This window comes from Paraburkholderia sp. BR10141, from assembly GCF_056155635.1.
The window spans coordinates 130,937-145,446 of the sequence record NZ_JBMIQH010000005.1; the positions used below are offsets into that span (position 1 = coordinate 130,937).

Sequence of the window (14,510 nt, forward strand, 5' to 3'; positions counted from 1 at the left end):
CGTTTGCAACACCATGCTCTCCACCGCCCTCATCGTCTTCCGGTGAAGTTCTTGAAGCCGCGCTCGTCGTGTCGATCGTAATGGCAGCAACCAAAGGGGTGCTTAACCGTGGACGGTGGGTGAGCGTCGGCCTGGTCTGCGGGATCATAGGGGCTGCGCTCATTGCCATATTTGCTGACGTCATTGCTTCATGGGCGTCGGGTATGGGCCAGGAAGTGTTCAATGCCTGTGTGATGTTCGTCGCAGTCGTCATGCTCGGATGTTGGTCACCTGGTGTCTGCGGCCCTCTTGCCGTCGCGGGGTGATACCGTCTGGGACACATCGTGGTTGCTCAACGAGACTACCATTCCCGGCAAGATGCTTCACACCCTCATTGGCTACACAGCCCGTCCGGCGGGGATTCAGATCGTGACCTATGTCACAATACTTGCGCTCATCGTTCTTCTCGCTCGCACAATTGGCCGCTCCCAAAGTAACGCGCGACAAGCAGCGTAGGCCGCCGTGCCGTACTTTCCAGTGAGGCCCGGGCTAACTATTCCTGCGTTGCTGGCAATCGAAAGAAAATCAGATGAAGACACCCAGGCTGGAGCACAGCGCGGCGATGCTTGTCGCGCTGAGGATAGTGGCGTGCCGATATGACGTTATTGCGGAGCGCAAGTTTTTTGGCTGCCCGGCCTTCTTTGTTAGACGAAGGATGGCAGCTTGCGTGTACGGCGAGATGATCGCACTGAGGCTTCCGCAGCTTTCCGTGGCTGCGCTGATGAAAACACCAGGCTGTTCGTCCTTCCAGCCACACGGGCGTGGTCCCATGCGACGCTGGCTCGCATTCGAAGCGAGGAGCCCAGCCTTTACCTCACTTGAAGATCTTTTTGAGGAGGCCGTGTCGTTCGCGAATGAGCTGGCAGCCCGCGATTAGTGTCTTGTCAGGACGCTCAGAGTCTTGCGCTATCGGTGCTCTTGCAGATTCCCCCGAGCGGCGACGGTACTGCGATTCTCCTTCCCTTGCGGCCTCCGCACTACGAGCCGCGGGTGATGGTTGCCGGCGGGACGAGCAACGGCGCAAGCTGGTCGCCGTCTGAAGCGAACCCTTTGCAGACCGCAGAGTGGATCGATCTGTCGGTCGCGGCGCCGGTGTGGCAAGCGTTACCGAACATGAACGTCCCACGGGACTCCGAGCGTGACTCCTCGGACTCAAAGTAGTACGTGCGCCCATCAAATATCGAGGTAAGCGCGTGAGTCGGGTCGACCGAATATCCGTTGACCGGATCGCGCGGAGGGCCGGCGTCTTGGGGTTGATGTTCGCGAGGTTCTCGACGGTATCCGCCCATGCCGCAACTCATCCCGCCGCGTCGCATCAGAACGAAAACAGCGAGCGCAAGCAAGATCCACAACCAGTCTTGTGATAGCCATTCCATCATGCTTCTCCACGATACAAGATTTCGCGAACCCAGGCGAAAAGCGTCTTCCTACAGCAAAACCCCAGACGACGAACACGACAAACGGGTAGACGAACATACCCAGCGTGAAAGTGACGCCGGTATCGTGCTTGCGGAAGTCCAGGCCGTGAAACAGTGCATTCAGGAAGTCAATGCCGAGCGCGGGCCACGCCGCATATAGTGCGGCGCATACCGTGTAGCTGGTCGCGAGCGTCAATGCAATGGCGACCCCGAATTTCCAGTACGGCTTCATGTTCATGACCAGCTCCCGCAACGACTCAGGCGCATTGATTCCGCGCGCAGATCGCCTTCACTACGCGGACATCGTAGCGACGCGGAGTGGGCGTGAATTGATCGATATCAAGCGGCCATGCAAAGGAAATCGCCCGCCCCCCGGACACTTCCTTGAGCTTGCTGGTGCCGCGACCTGCAGCATCAAGAGCGTGCGCTCGTTTCCGTCCGACCTCACCGCCATGGCGTTTGAGTATAAGGAGAAACCGAATTTCTCCGTCAGCAACGAAGCGGATATTGCCAGACCGCCCCGCGTCGAGTTCGACACGACGCAAGGGGGCCGCCCGGCGGCTGCTGGGGCCACCAATTGAATGTGCTGGAGAAAGTCTCGCTGGCGCTGATTGCCGCGTTCGCGCTGTGTCTGACGCCGCAGGTAGGCGCTGAGGTCGCGGTTCCGCCCTTGACGGCACGTGTGACGGACCAGACCGGTACGCTCACCCCGGAGCAGGTGGGCGAACTGGAGCAGACGCTGCAGGCATTTGAGAAGAGAAAAGGCACTCAGATCGCCGTGCTGATTGTTCCGACGACCGGCGAAGAGACGATTGAGCAGTATTCGCTGAGGGTCGTCGAGCAATGGAAACTCGGACGCAGGCAGGTGGATGACGGAGCGCTTCTCATCGTGGCGAAGGACGACCGTGCGTTACGCATCGAGGTTGGCTACGGCCTTGAGGGCGCTCTCAACGATGCCATCAGCAGCCGCATCATCCGCGAAATCATTGTGCCGCGATTCAAGGAAGGCAACTTCTACGACGGTATCGCAGCGGGTGTCAATCAGATGATCCGGGTGGCGGACGGTGAGCCATTGCCTCCTCCGCAGCCCCACGCAGGCCCGGGTTCGCCGGATGTCTGGAAACTCGCGCCCGTCATCTTCATGCTCGCAGCCGTATTCGGCGGCATGCTGCGTTCTGCACTCGGCCGATTGCCCGGCGCTGTGGTCGCTGGAGGGGGCGCGGCGCTCATTGCATGGCTGCTGACCGCCGGCATACTGGTAACGGTGGCTGCTGGCGTGATTGCCTTCCTCTTTACGCTGACAGGTGCGGGCATGGGCGCCTACGTCGGAACATACGGCATCGGACGCCACAACGGCGGGTTCAACAGAGGCGGACGTGGTGGATTTGGCGGTGGCGGTGGTGGATTCGGCGGCGGTGGTGCGTCGGGCAGGTGGTAAGCATGGAACTCAGCCGAATCGTCAGGCACCTCCTCACGACTCACTGGAAGGTCAGGCGCGCTTTTCCACCCGCCACACTGATGGCAATCGGGCAAGCCATCAGGGCTTGCAATGCCGCACATGTCGGGGAAGTCTGCTTTGCGGTTGAAGGTGCGCTCCACAGTGCGCACCTCTTCCGCGGGCAATCGCCACGTGAGCGCGCGATCGAGGTGTTCTCGCAATTGCGGGTCTGGGACACCGAGCACAACAATGGCGTGCTGATCTACGTGTTACTCGCGGACCGCGCGGTTGAAATCGTCGCGGACCGGGGAGTTCATGCGCGAGTCGGCGCAACGGGGTGGCAGGAGATCTGCGAATCCATGGAGGCGGAATTTCGCAGTGGAGCGTACCGGGACGGCGCGGTCCACGGAATTCAGGCGGTAGCCAATCACCTTACAAGACACTACCCGGCCGCTGGCCCTGACCGTGACGAGCTGCCCGATGCGCCTGTGGTGCTGTGATGCGGTACCGGTTGGCATCCCCGTTCCTTCGGCGTGGCGTCGAGCCACCACCAGGGGAGCCGTAACGTGTGCGACCGGGAGTCAAGCAAACACTCCAGCGCGACGGACGCGGGCGGCGCGAGGAAGAGCACGTCAGCCAACAGGGCCGGCCGGCGAATCCGCAGCCTGGTGGATCTGCACGCATGGCTGCTTGCTGCCGTGGGAGTAGCGATGGTGCTGGTCGGCGCATATTTCATTTTCCTTCGACCGCCCCTGCTGCCCTCGGACATGCGCTACCTGGCGGTGTCGACCGCACAGATCCAGGCTGACGCGCCGCGGCTCATGTTGTGGCTCCGATGGGTCTTCACGGTTCTCGGAGGCTACATTGCCTCTACGGGCGTTCTCTTCGTACACCTCGCTGTGGGCGCATTCGCCGAACGAAAACGATACGCCATTGTTGTGGCCCTGGTGGCGGGCGGCTTTTCAATTGGCATGATGAGCGTCGTCAAGCTCATCATTGATTCGGATTTCAAGCAGGTTCTCCTGGTCCTCGCGGCAATGTGGGGCGCCGCGCTTGTCTTCGCGTGCCGCGGGAAGGGTGCTCACGTCAGTTGATTTGGGTCAAGCATCTCGTCCCGCGCGAGCGTAGGTTGCAACAAACGCCGTCAGTCTGACTGACGGCGGCGACTGCGGAGTCCTGTATGGAACATGGTGGCCAGGAGCGGAAACCGGGCGGATTCGGGCGTTCGCGCACAAACATCGTGCTGATCGGATTCATCGCGATTGGTGCGTTTTACCTGGTGACAGAGCACCGGGCGCATCTGCTGGGCTGGTTGCCGTACCTGCTCTTTCTCGCATGTCCATTGATGCATCTGTTCATGCACCATGGACATGGCGGAGGTGGTCATGGCGAGAGGGCGGGCAGAAATGAACCCGATCGCGACGGGAATACCAGTTCCCATCATCACTGACAGGACCATCGACAGGAGCCAGTCATGCACGACAATCCTCCCGCCTACGGCCTGTGGTTGCTGGTCATCCTGAACTCGGCCTTTTTCATCTTCTTTGCCTTCACGTTCTTCAAGCCGAAGACGAAGCGCGACTGGCGTTCGCTGGGGGCGTTTTCGGCCTTCATCGTGGCGCTCTTCACGGAGATGTACGGCTTTCCGCTGACCATTTACCTGCTCTCAGGCTGGCTGCAGACTCACTATCCGCAGACAGACTGGTTTTCGCACGACGCGGGGCACCTGCCGGAAATGCTGTTTGGCTGGAAGGCAAACCCGCACTTCGGGGCATTCCATCTGCTGAGCTTCGTATTCATCGGCGGCGGCTTCTGGCTCATCTCAGCCGGCTGGCAGGTGCTTTATCGTGCCCAGCGCAGCCATACCATGGCAAGGACTGGGGTCTACGCATCGATACGTCATCCCCAGTATGTCGGCTTCGTGCTGATCATGTTCGGCTTCCTGCTGCAATGGCCGACGTTGTTGACGCTTGGCATGTTTCCGGTGCTCGTGTACATGTACACACGACTGGCGCGTTCGGAAGAACGGGAATCCGTAGAACAAAGCAAAGATGTCAATTCGAAATCCTTGAAGCGTAAGGATTCCGCACGCCGAATTGACGACTTTATTTGCAGTCTGAACGAAATAAAATCGTCAATTCGCATAAATCCGCATTAAATTCGTCAATTCGCGTTCTAGACTTCGAATCCCGCTCCTAAGGTCTTGATCTTATGGACGTTCCTGTGCACCTGATGCAGCCGGTCGCGATCGCGCGAGCGCGCGGCGCACACCGCTTCGAAGTCTTCAGCCCGAAACTCAAACGCCGGCTGACGCTCGACCGACGCTGCGCCGTCGATCAATGGTTCGTGCTCGAATCCGATCCGACCGTCCGCGCCTTTTGCGAGCGCCCAGGCTTTGTCCAGTTCGATGGCCGGCGATATCTCGTCGATTTCCACGTCCGCTACGCTGACCGTCATGAACTGCTGCTCCTGCCCGATCCGGTCATCGTCGAAGACGGCAAACCTCGCGCGGTCATTGATGCCAGTGCGATGACTGTGCGCCACGTCGAGCCCGCGGAGCTGGCGGCCTCGCGCATGTGGGTCGACAACTGGCAGCGCATGCTGCCGTGCCTGATCGCCACACGCGGTCTCGTGCCGGCTTCGCTGCTCAACTCGATCGAGCGCTTCGTTGCAACGTCTCAAGCATTGCTCGACATCGAGCGAGAGTTCTCAACGGGTGACCCCATTATCGTGCGCGCCGCCTTGTTCAGCCTGTTGCATACAGGCCGTGTCACAGCACCCGAGTTGCGCACCGAGCCACTTTCGTGGCTCACGCGCTTTGCTGCTGCCGAGGCCCGCTCATGAGTCGCCGCAAACCCGAACTGCAAGCACTCGACCTGACGATCTGGCCGACCGTGGCGTGGACCGAGTTCGATGCGCCCACGCGCAAGTGCATCAAGCTTCGGATGCAGGCAATCGAGCGTTACGCGCGTGGCGAACCTGTCAAGGACATCGAACATGCGACCGGAGTAAATCGCCGGCAGCTCTATCGCTTGCTCGAACGGGCGCTCGAACTGCATCGCGACGGGCGCATCTATGGATTTCGCGCGCTCATCGCGCATGTACGCGTGACGGAGTACGTCCGTGTGCGCCCCGTCACCGTACAGGGCGAGCGGGGCAGCCGTGGCGCCGTAGGCGCCCTCTCACAACTGTTTGAGCGTTACCCTCCCCTCGCCGGCTGGCTTCGGCTGCAGCTCAAGCAGCGCCGCGTCAAGCTTGATCAGCGCCATACAGATGGCGCTCTGCATACGCGCCTGCGCGGCCTGCAAGCATTGCACACTGAATTCCTGCAGCAGTGCCGGCAAGTGGGCCTGACGGCGGCGGACTATCCGTTCAATACGGCAGGCCAGGCGATTCGCTCCCTCTCGGCGTGCGTGAAGGCGGAGCTGCTAGGCAGTTTCGGTACTGCTGCGCGCGCGGCCGGCGCCTCGCACCTCAAAGGCTTGCCTCGCCCCGATGATCAGGCAGGCGCGCCACCGGCAAGCCGCCCCTATCAGGTCGTCGAATTCGATGGTCACAAGCTCGACATCCGGCTCAAGGTCGTCGTGTCCGATCCACTGGGCTTCGCGCACGAGTTCGAAATCGAGCGGGTCTGGCTGCTTGTCATCATCGACGTCTGCACGCGCACGGTGCTCGGCTACCACCTTGTGCTCGCGCGCGAGTACAGCCGCTACGACGTCATCAAGACCATCGAGAAAGCGCTTGAGCCCCACCCCGCGCGCATCTTCAGCATTCCCGGTCTCGCATACGGAACACACGACGGGTTTCCCTCCCAGCGTCTGCCCGAGTTGGCCTACGTGGCGTGGGAGTGGATGAAGCTCGACAACGCGAAGGCGAATCTCGCGAGCGACACGCTGGCCGCGCTGTGCGAATTTGTCGGCTGCAGCGTAGACGCCGGTCCCCACTATAGCCCGGACGAGCGACCTTATATCGAGCGCTTCTTTGGCACGGTCGCCTCTCGCCTGTCTTCGCGACTGCCCGGCTACACCGGTTCGCACCCGCGCGATCTGCGTCGGGCGCTGGCCGATCCCAAGGGCAATCTGCGCCTCTACGTGTCGCTCGACGAGCTGGAGGAACTGATCGAATATGCGATCGCAAGCTACCACGGGACTCCACATGCAGGCCTGAATAGCATCACGCCGCTCGAAGCGATGACGTATTTCGTGCGCGGCAAACAGCAGCTGCTCACCTGGCTTCCTGAGCAGCACCGCCGAACGTTGTGCCTGATGCAAACGGCCAGGCGCTGCCGCGTGCGGGCTTATCTCGAGCAGGGCGTGCGCCCGCACATCAACCTGTATCGGGTCCGCTACACCAACCCCGTGCTCGCCTGCAGCACGCACCTGATCGGGCAGCCGCTGCTCGTCTACATGAATGCGGACGATTTGCGTTGTGTGCGCGCCTTTCTCGCCGACGGCACCGAGCTCGGCGTACTTGAGGCGCAAGGGGCGTGGCGCGTCGTACCGCACAATCTCAAGCTGCGCCAAGAAATTCTGAAGCTACATGGCGACAAGCGCGCCCGTCCGCTCGCCTCCAATCCCATCGAAGCATACATACAAGCCAAGCTTGCCGAGGCGAGGAAGACCCGCAAGGCCGCCTCCGACCTCGCTCAGGCGATGCGCGTGCTCGCCGCAGCACCCATGGTACGCGTGCCGCCAGGTCCCGTGACATTGGCCAAGATCGCCGCGCCTGCGGCGTCGCTGGCCGCTGCGCCGAACGCCGAAACGACCCCGCCTGCGAGTGTGCGTCCCCGCAAGCTCACCATCGGCACCGGACAGGTTTTCTAACGCTGTCGTTTGCAAGGGAGGCCCCATGTCGCCGCAAATCCCGCGTCCGATCGACCCGTCGCTGCACCCGCTCGTCACTGGCAATTACCGCATCGCCACACCCGCGATCGAGGCGTTCCATGAGCTCGTCACGCGCTGCCTGCGCTACCGGATCATGGGGGCACTCATTTACGGCCCCTCGCGCATTGGTAAAACCCGCGCAATCGAGTACGTGCGGCTCATGCTCGCGCGACAGCATCCGAAGATGACGACCTTCCACGCGCAGTGCGAGCACAAGCCGCGGCACGCCGAAGGTCCATTCTTCGTGAACTTGCTGGAGGCCGTTGGCGATCACACGCCGAACTCCGGCACCAATCCGGCCAAACGCATGCGCCTGACGCTGCGCATTCGCGAGGCCGCCGCCCGCGCCGGCAGCGGCACGGTGCTGCTCTTTTGTGACGAGGCGCAACGCTACAACGAGAACGAATACGAATGGCTGCGTGATGTGCACGACGCCCTCGATCGTCAGCACATCAAACTCTTTACCTTTCTCGTCGGCCAGGAGGATCTGCTCGCTCAGAAGACGGCGCTGCAGGTCGCCGGCAAGACACAGATTGTCGCGCGTCTCATGGTCGAGGAATTCGCCTTCTGCGGCATCCGCAACGCCGAAGATGTCGCCACGTGCCTGGACGGCTACGATCAGACAGCCTACCCGGAGGGCAGCCAGTGGAGCTTTACCCGCTTCTACGTGCCGCAGGCGTTTGACGCCGGCTACCGCCTGATCAACGACGCCGGTGTGCTGTGGCAGGCGTTCGAGGCAGCGCACCACAAGGCGAGCTTGCCGGGCCGGCTCGAAATCCCGATGGAATCGTTCGCACGCGCCGTCGAAATCGTGCTCAAGGACAGCGAACTCAAAGATGCACCCGGTTACTGTCCCACGGCAGCGTTGTGGGCTTACGCCGTGCAGCATTGCGGCTACGTCCAATCCCGCCATGCCACCGGACGCGTGCTTGTCACGGCGTGATGCCGCAGTGCTCAAGCCGCCACGCTTTCCGATTCTGACCTTTGACGAGCGGCAACTCTCGCTCGCGTTCGGCAGCGTGATTAACCTCAAGTGGCTGATGCCCGGGGAATCCCTACTCTCGATCCTGTGGAAATTCGCATGTGCCAATTCGCTGCCCAGCCACGTGCTCGTTCAGTTGTTGAGCCCCGAGGTTGACGCGTCTGAAGGCGTGGCGCCGGTGCGCGACGACATCGACCTCATGCGCCTGCGCTGCATCCTCCGCCTGCCCGAGCACATCTTGCGCGTCTCGTTGCTCGAAGCCGCACGCTCAGGTCGGTATCACGCGACGTTCCGGTATTGCCGACAGTGCGTAGCGCACGGCTACCACAGTGTGCTGCATCAGCTCGAGGATGAAGATCGCTGCCCGGCGCATCATCAATCGCTCGAAACGCGCTGTCCGCACTGCCGAGGCGAGACGCCTTACCTCGTCAACACCAGCGTGATCGAGGCGCCGTTTCGATGCGTCTGGTGCCATTCGCACTTCAGTTATGGGCGTCTTCCTCTTCTGTCGACCACGCCTGCAATGCGCAGGCAGGACCGCATCGCCCTGACTCGCCGATTGCGATTGCATCTGCGCTTGGGCAACGGCATCGACGCAGCGGTCGCTCAAGGGCCGATCGCTGCCCCCTTTGTTGACACCTGTACGACGCCAAGCCGGTGACAACTTTAATTCGTTTTCCGTAAACGTTTGAATTTACGGCGATTTTTCGGCAGCCTTCGCGATGAATCCGCGAAGTGACATCTTTATTAGCGAAGTTGTGACATCTTTAATTTGGTCTACGGAATCGCTCGCTGAATTTGGCGAGACATACCGTCAGTACATGAACGAAGTCCCTCCCTTTATTCCGCGCCTCGGTGCGCGTCATGGTGGCCCGACGCGCGGCCGCGCCGGTCGGAGCTGATCGGGGCGCATCAGGGAATCCAAACACGAGCACCAGATCAAGCGGCTTGATATCACCCGGCGACTGCTCGCGACACTGCGCATTCCAAAGCTGTTGTTCGCATTGAAAGATCCTTCTGCAGCTGCGCCTGCGGCGTCACTGCGCCATTTCGGCACGGTGCTCCCAATCGAGCTCTCGCGCAGGCCGTGCTGATGGCGGCCGCCGCGATGGTCCCGAGTCCACTGCCAGACACGACGTAAGCCAACCGGCTTTTTGCGTTCACTCCGGGCTTGTAAGCTGGACGGCGCCTCGCAGTTGCGGCTGGAACGTGCCCTTCGTCCCTGGACGCACCTCCGGAACTTGACCTTCCCACTGTGGGAAGGCCAATAATGTTTTTGAGAGCGGCGGGTGTCCCGCCTGGGAGAAAGTGATGAACATCGGCGTGGTGGCGAAATCTTCGGGTGTCTCGGCCAAGATGATTCGCCACTACGAGGAATCCGGGCTGATCCGCCCGGCGACACGAACCGGCTCGAACTATCGGACGTACACGGCGAGAGACGTCGAGATCCTGCGATTCGTACGCAGGGCACGGCATCTCGGACTTTCGATCACGCAAATTTCCGCGTTGCTGGCACTTTGGGAAGACCGCGAACGACCCAGCAGCGAGGTCAAGCAGATGGTCACGCAGCACATCGATGACCTGAACGAGCGCATCCGCGAACTCGTGGAGATGCGCGATACGCTCCAGTATCTGGCGGCGCACTGCAAGGGAGACTCGCGCCCGGACTGCCCGATATTGGCGGAGCTGGCAGGCCAACCGCGTTGCAGTTGATCCAGGACAGAGCCCAGGACGCCCAAACTGTGTACGAATGAATCGAACCCTGAATGGAGTTAAGGAATGGAACTCGAGATCAAGGATATGACCTGCGGTCACTGTGCAGACGTCGTGACGAAGGCCATCGAGGTTGTCGATGCAAACGCGCAAGTCGATATCGATCTGAACACCAAGCTCGTTCGCGTTTTATCGGAGCATGCGCCGGGCGAATTCGTCGCGGCCATCCAGCAAGCCGGATATAGCCCTACCGAACTTCGCTGATTTGCCGGATCTCAGCAGCCCGGTTACGGCAACGCATATGCGTGCGTCTTCAGTGCAAACGAGCTCGGTCCGAGCCATGCGCGAACCCGATCGAGTCTGTGCGGGTATCAAGGGAGCGTCGAGATGAGCAGTCAAGGCAGCAAAGACCGGTCTTGTCACCAACAGAATTCCGGGCACTCGTTGTCGGGCGCGCATCACTCGCACGGCGCGAATGAGCACGATGCGAGTGCCGAACCCGAGCACGGCGCGCGTGCCCATCACGGTGAAAGCAACCACGCGCATGCGGGTGCCGGAGAACCGCTTCGGGACCCGGTCTGCGGAATGAACGTAACAAACAACTCGAGCTTTCATACCGGGCACGGCGGCAAGGAATACTACTTCTGCAGCGACGCATGTTTGGCGAAGTTTCAGTCTGCCCCGGAGAAGTACGTCGAAGCCCCGTCAGCTGAGCCTGCACCACCAGCACCGGTGGGCACAATCTACACGTGCCCGATGCATCCGGAGATACGCCAGGACCACCCAGGCCAGTGCCCCAAGTGCGGCATGACCCTGGAGCCGATTCTGCCCAGCCTCGACGAGGGCGAGAATCCGGAGTTGGTCGATTTTCGGAGTCGCTTCTGGTGGACGCTGCCGCTGACCGCAGTCGTCTTTGTGCTGGCGATGTTCGGCCATCGACTCGGGCTGATGGCCGCGTCGACCGAGAGCTGGGTTGAGTTCCTCTTGTCCACCCCTGTTGTCCTGTGGGCTGGTTTCCCGTTTTTTGAGCGGTGTGCGCGCTCGTTCCTTAACCGCAGCCCGAACATGTGGACGCTCATCGGACTCGGGACAGGCGCTGCCTACATATACAGCGTCGTCGCCACCGTCTTCCCGGGGTTGTTTCCTGAGACATACAGCGCCCACGGCCGGGTCAGTGTCTACTTTGAAGCCGCGGCAGTCATCATTTCACTCACGCTGCTCGGACAACTCCTCGAGCTGACGGCTCGCTCGCAAACGTCTGCCGCCATCAAGGCGCTTCTTGGGCTCGCGCCCAAGACCGCCCGACGCATCAACCCGGACGGTTCCGAGGCAGATGTCCCGTTGTCCAACGTGCACGTTGGAGACCTGCTTCGCGTCCGGCCGGGCGAGAAGGTCCCGGTGGATGGCGTCGTGACGGAGGGTGCAAGTTCACTCGACGAATCGATGATTACCGGGGAACCCATTCCCGTGACGAAGCGCGTTGGCGACCATGTCATTGGCGCGACGACGAATGCGACAGGCAGTCTAATCATCCGGTCCGAAAAGGTAGGCTCGCAAACCGTGCTGTCGCAAATCGTGCAGATGGTCGCTCAGGCACAACGGTCCAGGGCGCCAATGCAGCGGATGGCTGACAAGGTTGCCGGCGTGTTCGTCCTTGTCGTCGTCGGCATCGCGCTTCTGACGTTCCTGCTGGGGGGCCTGTTTGGGCCCGAGCCCAGCTGGATATTTGGTCTCATCAACGCGGTCGCGGTGCTGATTATCGCGTGCCCTTGCGCGCTGGGACTTGCAACACCGATGTCCATCATGGTCGCCAGTGGCAAAGGCGCATCGAGCGGGGTTCTCTTTCGCGACGCGGCCGCGATTGAGAATTTGCGCAAGGTCGACGTGCTGATTGTCGACAAGACAGGAACATTGACTGAAGGTCGTCCAGCCTTCGAACGGGCTGCGGGCACGAATGGCTACACGGCTGAAAAGGTACTTCGACTGGCGGCGAGTGTTGACCAGGGCAGCGAGCATCCACTTGCCGCAGCGATTGTCGCGGCTGCCCGCGCGAAGAACCTGGCCCTGGAGCGCGCCGAGGACTTCGAATCTGCGACAGGCATAGGTGTGCGAGCGCTCGTTGCCGGCAGGAAGTTGGCATTGGGCAACACCGCGCTGATGCAGGCGGATTCCATATCGGTCGAGCCGCTAGCCAGGGAGGCGGACAGCATGCGAGCACAGGGGGCAAGCGTCATGTACCTGGCTGTTGATGGTTGCCTGGCCGGGTTGCTGGCCGTCGCCGACCCGATCAAGGCGACGACGCCGGAAGCACTCGCGAGGTTGAAGGAAAACAGCGTTCGTGTCGTGATGGCGACCGGCGACGGTGTAGTGACGGCAAAGGCGGTTGCCGGGAAACTTGGTATCGACGAATTCCATGGCGAGGTCAAACCTGCCGACAAACTCGATCTGGTGACGAAGCTTCAGCAAGCCGGGCATGTTGTGGCAATGGCTGGAGACGGGATCAACGACGCGCCGGCACTTGCGAAGGCTGATGTCGGCGTTGCCATGGGGACCGGCACAGACGTGGCGATGAGCAGTGCGCAGGTCACCCTTGTCAAAGGTGACTTGCGCGGCATCGTCCGTGCGCGGGAGCTGTCCGAGGCAACCGTCGCAAACATGAAGCAGAACCTTGGCTTCGCGTTCGTCTATAACGCGCTTGGCGTTCCTCTGGCTGCCGGGGTGCTTTTCCCGTTCACTGGATTGCTGCTCTCGCCGATGATCGCGGCGCTTGCCATGAGCTTGAGTTCCGCTTCGGTCATCTCGAACGCACTCAGGTTGCGTAATGCCCGAATCTAGCTTTGATGTTGCGGGAGACCGGATGCATCAACTCCTCTTGCGCCGTGCGTTCGAGCGCATTACGGCTGGCCGTTTCCGGGAACTTTGAGAAAGCGGAATATAGATGAAGGCGTTTAACCGGCACCCCGCTCAGGCGTACATTCGAAACCGGGATTGGACATTCCTCCCATGTGAATGTTTAGGATGTGCCAATTCTTTAAAGTCAAGGCCTCGATGTCTCACTGGCGTGCGTTCCCTTTCGCAATGCTGCTAATCCTGGCGGTCCAGCGGCTCGTCGGTCCTGAGAAGCTCGCATATAGGGTGCCGGTCCATTGTCGGGCGCGTCACTTGTATAACGGTTTCGATGAAGAATGCAAATTGCGGAAGAGCGTGGTCAGATGTTTCTTCGGTCGCGGGAAAGCAGGCGTATGGCGGCCCGTCATCTGGTCGGCGATGGCCCCCCGACGTCCACGGATGCGATCGAAGCTATGCTCGCTATAGCCGAGTCCAACCATGGCAAATACAGATACCGCGAACGTTATAATCCGGCCGCCAATCGCCTGGGCGGTCGCGGTGATTGCCGGGCTCGCACTCGACCGACTCGCGCCCTTGCCGTTCGTTCCGGCCGTGGTACCTTGGGTAATCGTCCTTTTCGTGCATGTATGGTGGCGACGGCGGTACAAAATCCACAGCAGATCAGTTCTATTCGCTGGTCATGTAAGCATTCGTATTCATTCGAAAATTCTATCGCCTCGTTTGTGTTATCGCGACACAACCCACCAGAGTGTCGCCCCGATGGCGAGCCGACGCAAAGCAGCCAACTCCGTATGAACCTTCAATCCACGAGCGCAAATGACGTTGACGGAGGTGAACATGTCATCAGACCGGAATCACTTTGATGCGATCGTCATTGGATCAGGGATCGGCGGCCTCGCATTCGCGACGGCCCTGGCTAGATACGGCAAAGCCGCGCTGGTCCTCGAGCGCATTGTTTCCGCTGGGACGTAGGCCTGCACTATCTGGGCGAGATGGGCCCGGTCGGCGAGGCGCACGCGATCATTGACTGGCTCTCTGGCAATGCCATTACGTTTGCATCGCTAAGCAAGACATACGACATCGTCCACTTCCCCACTTCCCCATTTCCCCGACAATTTCACGGCTTCATTCACGCGTCCGAAGGCCGCGTTCGCGAACGATTTGAAATCCCGATTTCCCGATTCCGC

General features: G+C 60.9%; 16 protein-coding genes and 2 pseudogenes. 15 read left to right on the plus strand and 3 right to left on the minus strand.

Annotated elements, in window-relative coordinates:
- Positions 1-13: 13 nt before the first annotated feature.
- A pseudogene (locus ACOJB8_RS09115) lies at positions 14-495 on the plus strand (FTR1 family protein).
- Between the two features lie 73 nt (positions 496-568).
- Positions 569-916: a hypothetical protein gene (locus ACOJB8_RS09120; RefSeq protein ID WP_368727608.1), complete on the plus strand. Its 348-nt coding sequence runs from the start codon at positions 569-571 to the stop codon at positions 914-916.
- Between the two features lie 296 nt (positions 917-1,212).
- Here the strand turns inward: ACOJB8_RS09120 and ACOJB8_RS09125 are convergent, their stop codons facing one another.
- Positions 1,213-1,695 carry a DUF5676 family membrane protein gene (locus tag ACOJB8_RS09125; RefSeq protein ID WP_368727609.1) on the minus strand — a complete coding sequence of 161 codons (483 nt, stop codon included), beginning with the start codon at positions 1,693-1,695 and terminating at the stop codon, positions 1,213-1,215.
- Between the two features lie 181 nt (positions 1,696-1,876).
- Here ACOJB8_RS09125 and ACOJB8_RS09130 point away from each other — a divergent pair.
- From ACOJB8_RS09130 to ACOJB8_RS09145, 4 genes and pseudogenes are all read left to right on the plus strand, one after another.
- Positions 1,877-2,038, plus strand: a pseudogene (locus ACOJB8_RS09130) (LemA family protein); the annotation flags it as partial.
- Entirely contained in the window at positions 2,035-2,895 is an 861-nt protein-coding gene (locus ACOJB8_RS09135) for a YgcG family protein (RefSeq protein ID WP_368727610.1), read from the plus strand. The pseudogene ACOJB8_RS09130 and the gene ACOJB8_RS09135, both read left to right, overlap by 4 nt.
- 2 nt (positions 2,896-2,897) lie before the next feature.
- Complete coding sequence (locus ACOJB8_RS09140) at positions 2,898-3,395, plus strand: TPM domain-containing protein (protein ID WP_368727611.1); 498 nt, start codon at positions 2,898-2,900, stop codon at positions 3,393-3,395.
- A 66-nt stretch (positions 3,396-3,461) separates the two neighbouring features.
- Entirely contained in the window at positions 3,462-3,989 is a 528-nt protein-coding gene (locus ACOJB8_RS09145) for a hypothetical protein (RefSeq protein ID WP_368727612.1), read from the plus strand.
- A 50-nt stretch (positions 3,990-4,039) separates the two neighbouring features.
- Here the strand turns inward: ACOJB8_RS09145 and ACOJB8_RS09150 are convergent, their stop codons facing one another.
- On the minus strand, positions 4,040-4,375 hold the full coding sequence (locus ACOJB8_RS09150) for a hypothetical protein (protein ID WP_475012154.1): 336 nt from the start codon (positions 4,373-4,375) through the stop codon (positions 4,040-4,042).
- Here ACOJB8_RS09150 and ACOJB8_RS09155 point away from each other — a divergent pair.
- Positions 4,370-5,053: a methyltransferase family protein gene (locus ACOJB8_RS09155; RefSeq protein WP_475012155.1), complete on the plus strand. Its 684-nt coding sequence runs from the start codon at positions 4,370-4,372 to the stop codon at positions 5,051-5,053. The two genes, ACOJB8_RS09150 and ACOJB8_RS09155, sit on opposite strands and share 6 nt — an antisense overlap.
- Before the next feature lie 17 nt (positions 5,054-5,070).
- Here the strand turns inward: ACOJB8_RS09155 and ACOJB8_RS09160 are convergent, their stop codons facing one another.
- Entirely contained in the window at positions 5,071-5,439 is a 369-nt protein-coding gene (locus ACOJB8_RS09160; RefSeq protein ID WP_475012156.1) for a hypothetical protein, read from the minus strand.
- Here ACOJB8_RS09160 and ACOJB8_RS09165 point away from each other — a divergent pair.
- The 8 genes from ACOJB8_RS09165 (at position 5,425) to ACOJB8_RS09200 (ending at position 14,295) form a co-directional block, all read left to right on the plus strand.
- Positions 5,425-5,739 (plus strand): hypothetical protein, encoded by a 315-nt coding sequence (locus ACOJB8_RS09165; protein WP_475012157.1) that lies wholly within the window; start codon positions 5,425-5,427, stop codon positions 5,737-5,739. The two genes, ACOJB8_RS09160 and ACOJB8_RS09165, sit on opposite strands and share 15 nt — an antisense overlap.
- Positions 5,736-7,718 carry an integrase gene (locus ACOJB8_RS09170; protein ID WP_475012158.1) on the plus strand — a complete coding sequence of 661 codons (1,983 nt, stop codon included), beginning with the start codon at positions 5,736-5,738 and terminating at the stop codon, positions 7,716-7,718. The genes ACOJB8_RS09165 and ACOJB8_RS09170 overlap by 4 nt, the downstream gene beginning before the upstream one ends.
- A 25-nt stretch (positions 7,719-7,743) precedes the next feature.
- Entirely contained in the window at positions 7,744-8,721 is a 978-nt protein-coding gene (locus ACOJB8_RS09175; protein ID WP_368604526.1) for an AAA family ATPase, read from the plus strand.
- 7 nt (positions 8,722-8,728) lie between these two features.
- Positions 8,729-9,421, plus strand: a complete 693-nt coding sequence (locus ACOJB8_RS09180) for a hypothetical protein (protein ID WP_368604527.1) — start codon at positions 8,729-8,731, stop codon at positions 9,419-9,421.
- A 650-nt stretch (positions 9,422-10,071) separates the two neighbouring features.
- On the plus strand, positions 10,072-10,473 hold the full coding sequence (cueR, locus tag ACOJB8_RS09185; protein ID WP_368727615.1) for a Cu(I)-responsive transcriptional regulator: 402 nt from the start codon (positions 10,072-10,074) through the stop codon (positions 10,471-10,473).
- Positions 10,474-10,539: 66 nt separating this feature from the next.
- Positions 10,540-10,737 (plus strand): heavy-metal-associated domain-containing protein, encoded by a 198-nt coding sequence (locus ACOJB8_RS09190; protein WP_368727616.1) that lies wholly within the window; start codon positions 10,540-10,542, stop codon positions 10,735-10,737.
- A 123-nt stretch (positions 10,738-10,860) separates the two neighbouring features.
- Positions 10,861-13,308: a heavy metal translocating P-type ATPase gene (locus tag ACOJB8_RS09195; protein WP_368727617.1), complete on the plus strand. Its 2,448-nt coding sequence runs from the start codon at positions 10,861-10,863 to the stop codon at positions 13,306-13,308.
- Positions 13,309-14,139: 831 nt separating this feature from the next.
- Positions 14,140-14,295, plus strand: coding sequence for an NAD(P)-binding protein (locus ACOJB8_RS09200; protein WP_475012159.1), 156 nt, complete (start codon positions 14,140-14,142; stop codon positions 14,293-14,295).
- The last annotated feature ends 215 nt before the right edge of the window (positions 14,296-14,510 follow it).

Excerpts from the sequence above, each read along its gene's own strand:
- ACOJB8_RS09200 (WP_475012159.1), top strand. The coding sequence starts at position 14,140 with ATGACGTTGACGGAGGTGAACATGTCATCAGACCGGAATCACTTTGAT.
- ACOJB8_RS09195 (WP_368727617.1), top strand. The coding sequence starts at position 10,861 with ATGAGCAGTCAAGGCAGCAAAGACCGGTCTTGTCACCAACAGAATTCC.
- ACOJB8_RS09190 (WP_368727616.1), top strand. The coding sequence starts at position 10,540 with ATGGAACTCGAGATCAAGGATATGACCTGCGGTCACTGTGCAGACGTC.
- ACOJB8_RS09125 (WP_368727609.1), bottom strand. The coding sequence starts at position 1,695 with ATGAACATGAAGCCGTACTGGAAATTCGGGGTCGCCATTGCATTGACG.
- cueR (WP_368727615.1), top strand. The coding sequence starts at position 10,072 with ATGAACATCGGCGTGGTGGCGAAATCTTCGGGTGTCTCGGCCAAGATG.
- ACOJB8_RS09170 (WP_475012158.1), top strand. The coding sequence starts at position 5,736 with ATGAGTCGCCGCAAACCCGAACTGCAAGCACTCGACCTGACGATCTGG.
- ACOJB8_RS09140 (WP_368727611.1), top strand. The coding sequence starts at position 2,898 with ATGGAACTCAGCCGAATCGTCAGGCACCTCCTCACGACTCACTGGAAG.
- ACOJB8_RS09120 (WP_368727608.1), top strand. The coding sequence starts at position 569 with ATGAAGACACCCAGGCTGGAGCACAGCGCGGCGATGCTTGTCGCGCTG.
- ACOJB8_RS09155 (WP_475012155.1), top strand. The coding sequence starts at position 4,370 with ATGCACGACAATCCTCCCGCCTACGGCCTGTGGTTGCTGGTCATCCTG.
- ACOJB8_RS09175 (WP_368604526.1), top strand. The coding sequence starts at position 7,744 with ATGTCGCCGCAAATCCCGCGTCCGATCGACCCGTCGCTGCACCCGCTC.
- ACOJB8_RS09165 (WP_475012157.1), top strand. The coding sequence starts at position 5,425 with ATGACTGTGCGCCACGTCGAGCCCGCGGAGCTGGCGGCCTCGCGCATG.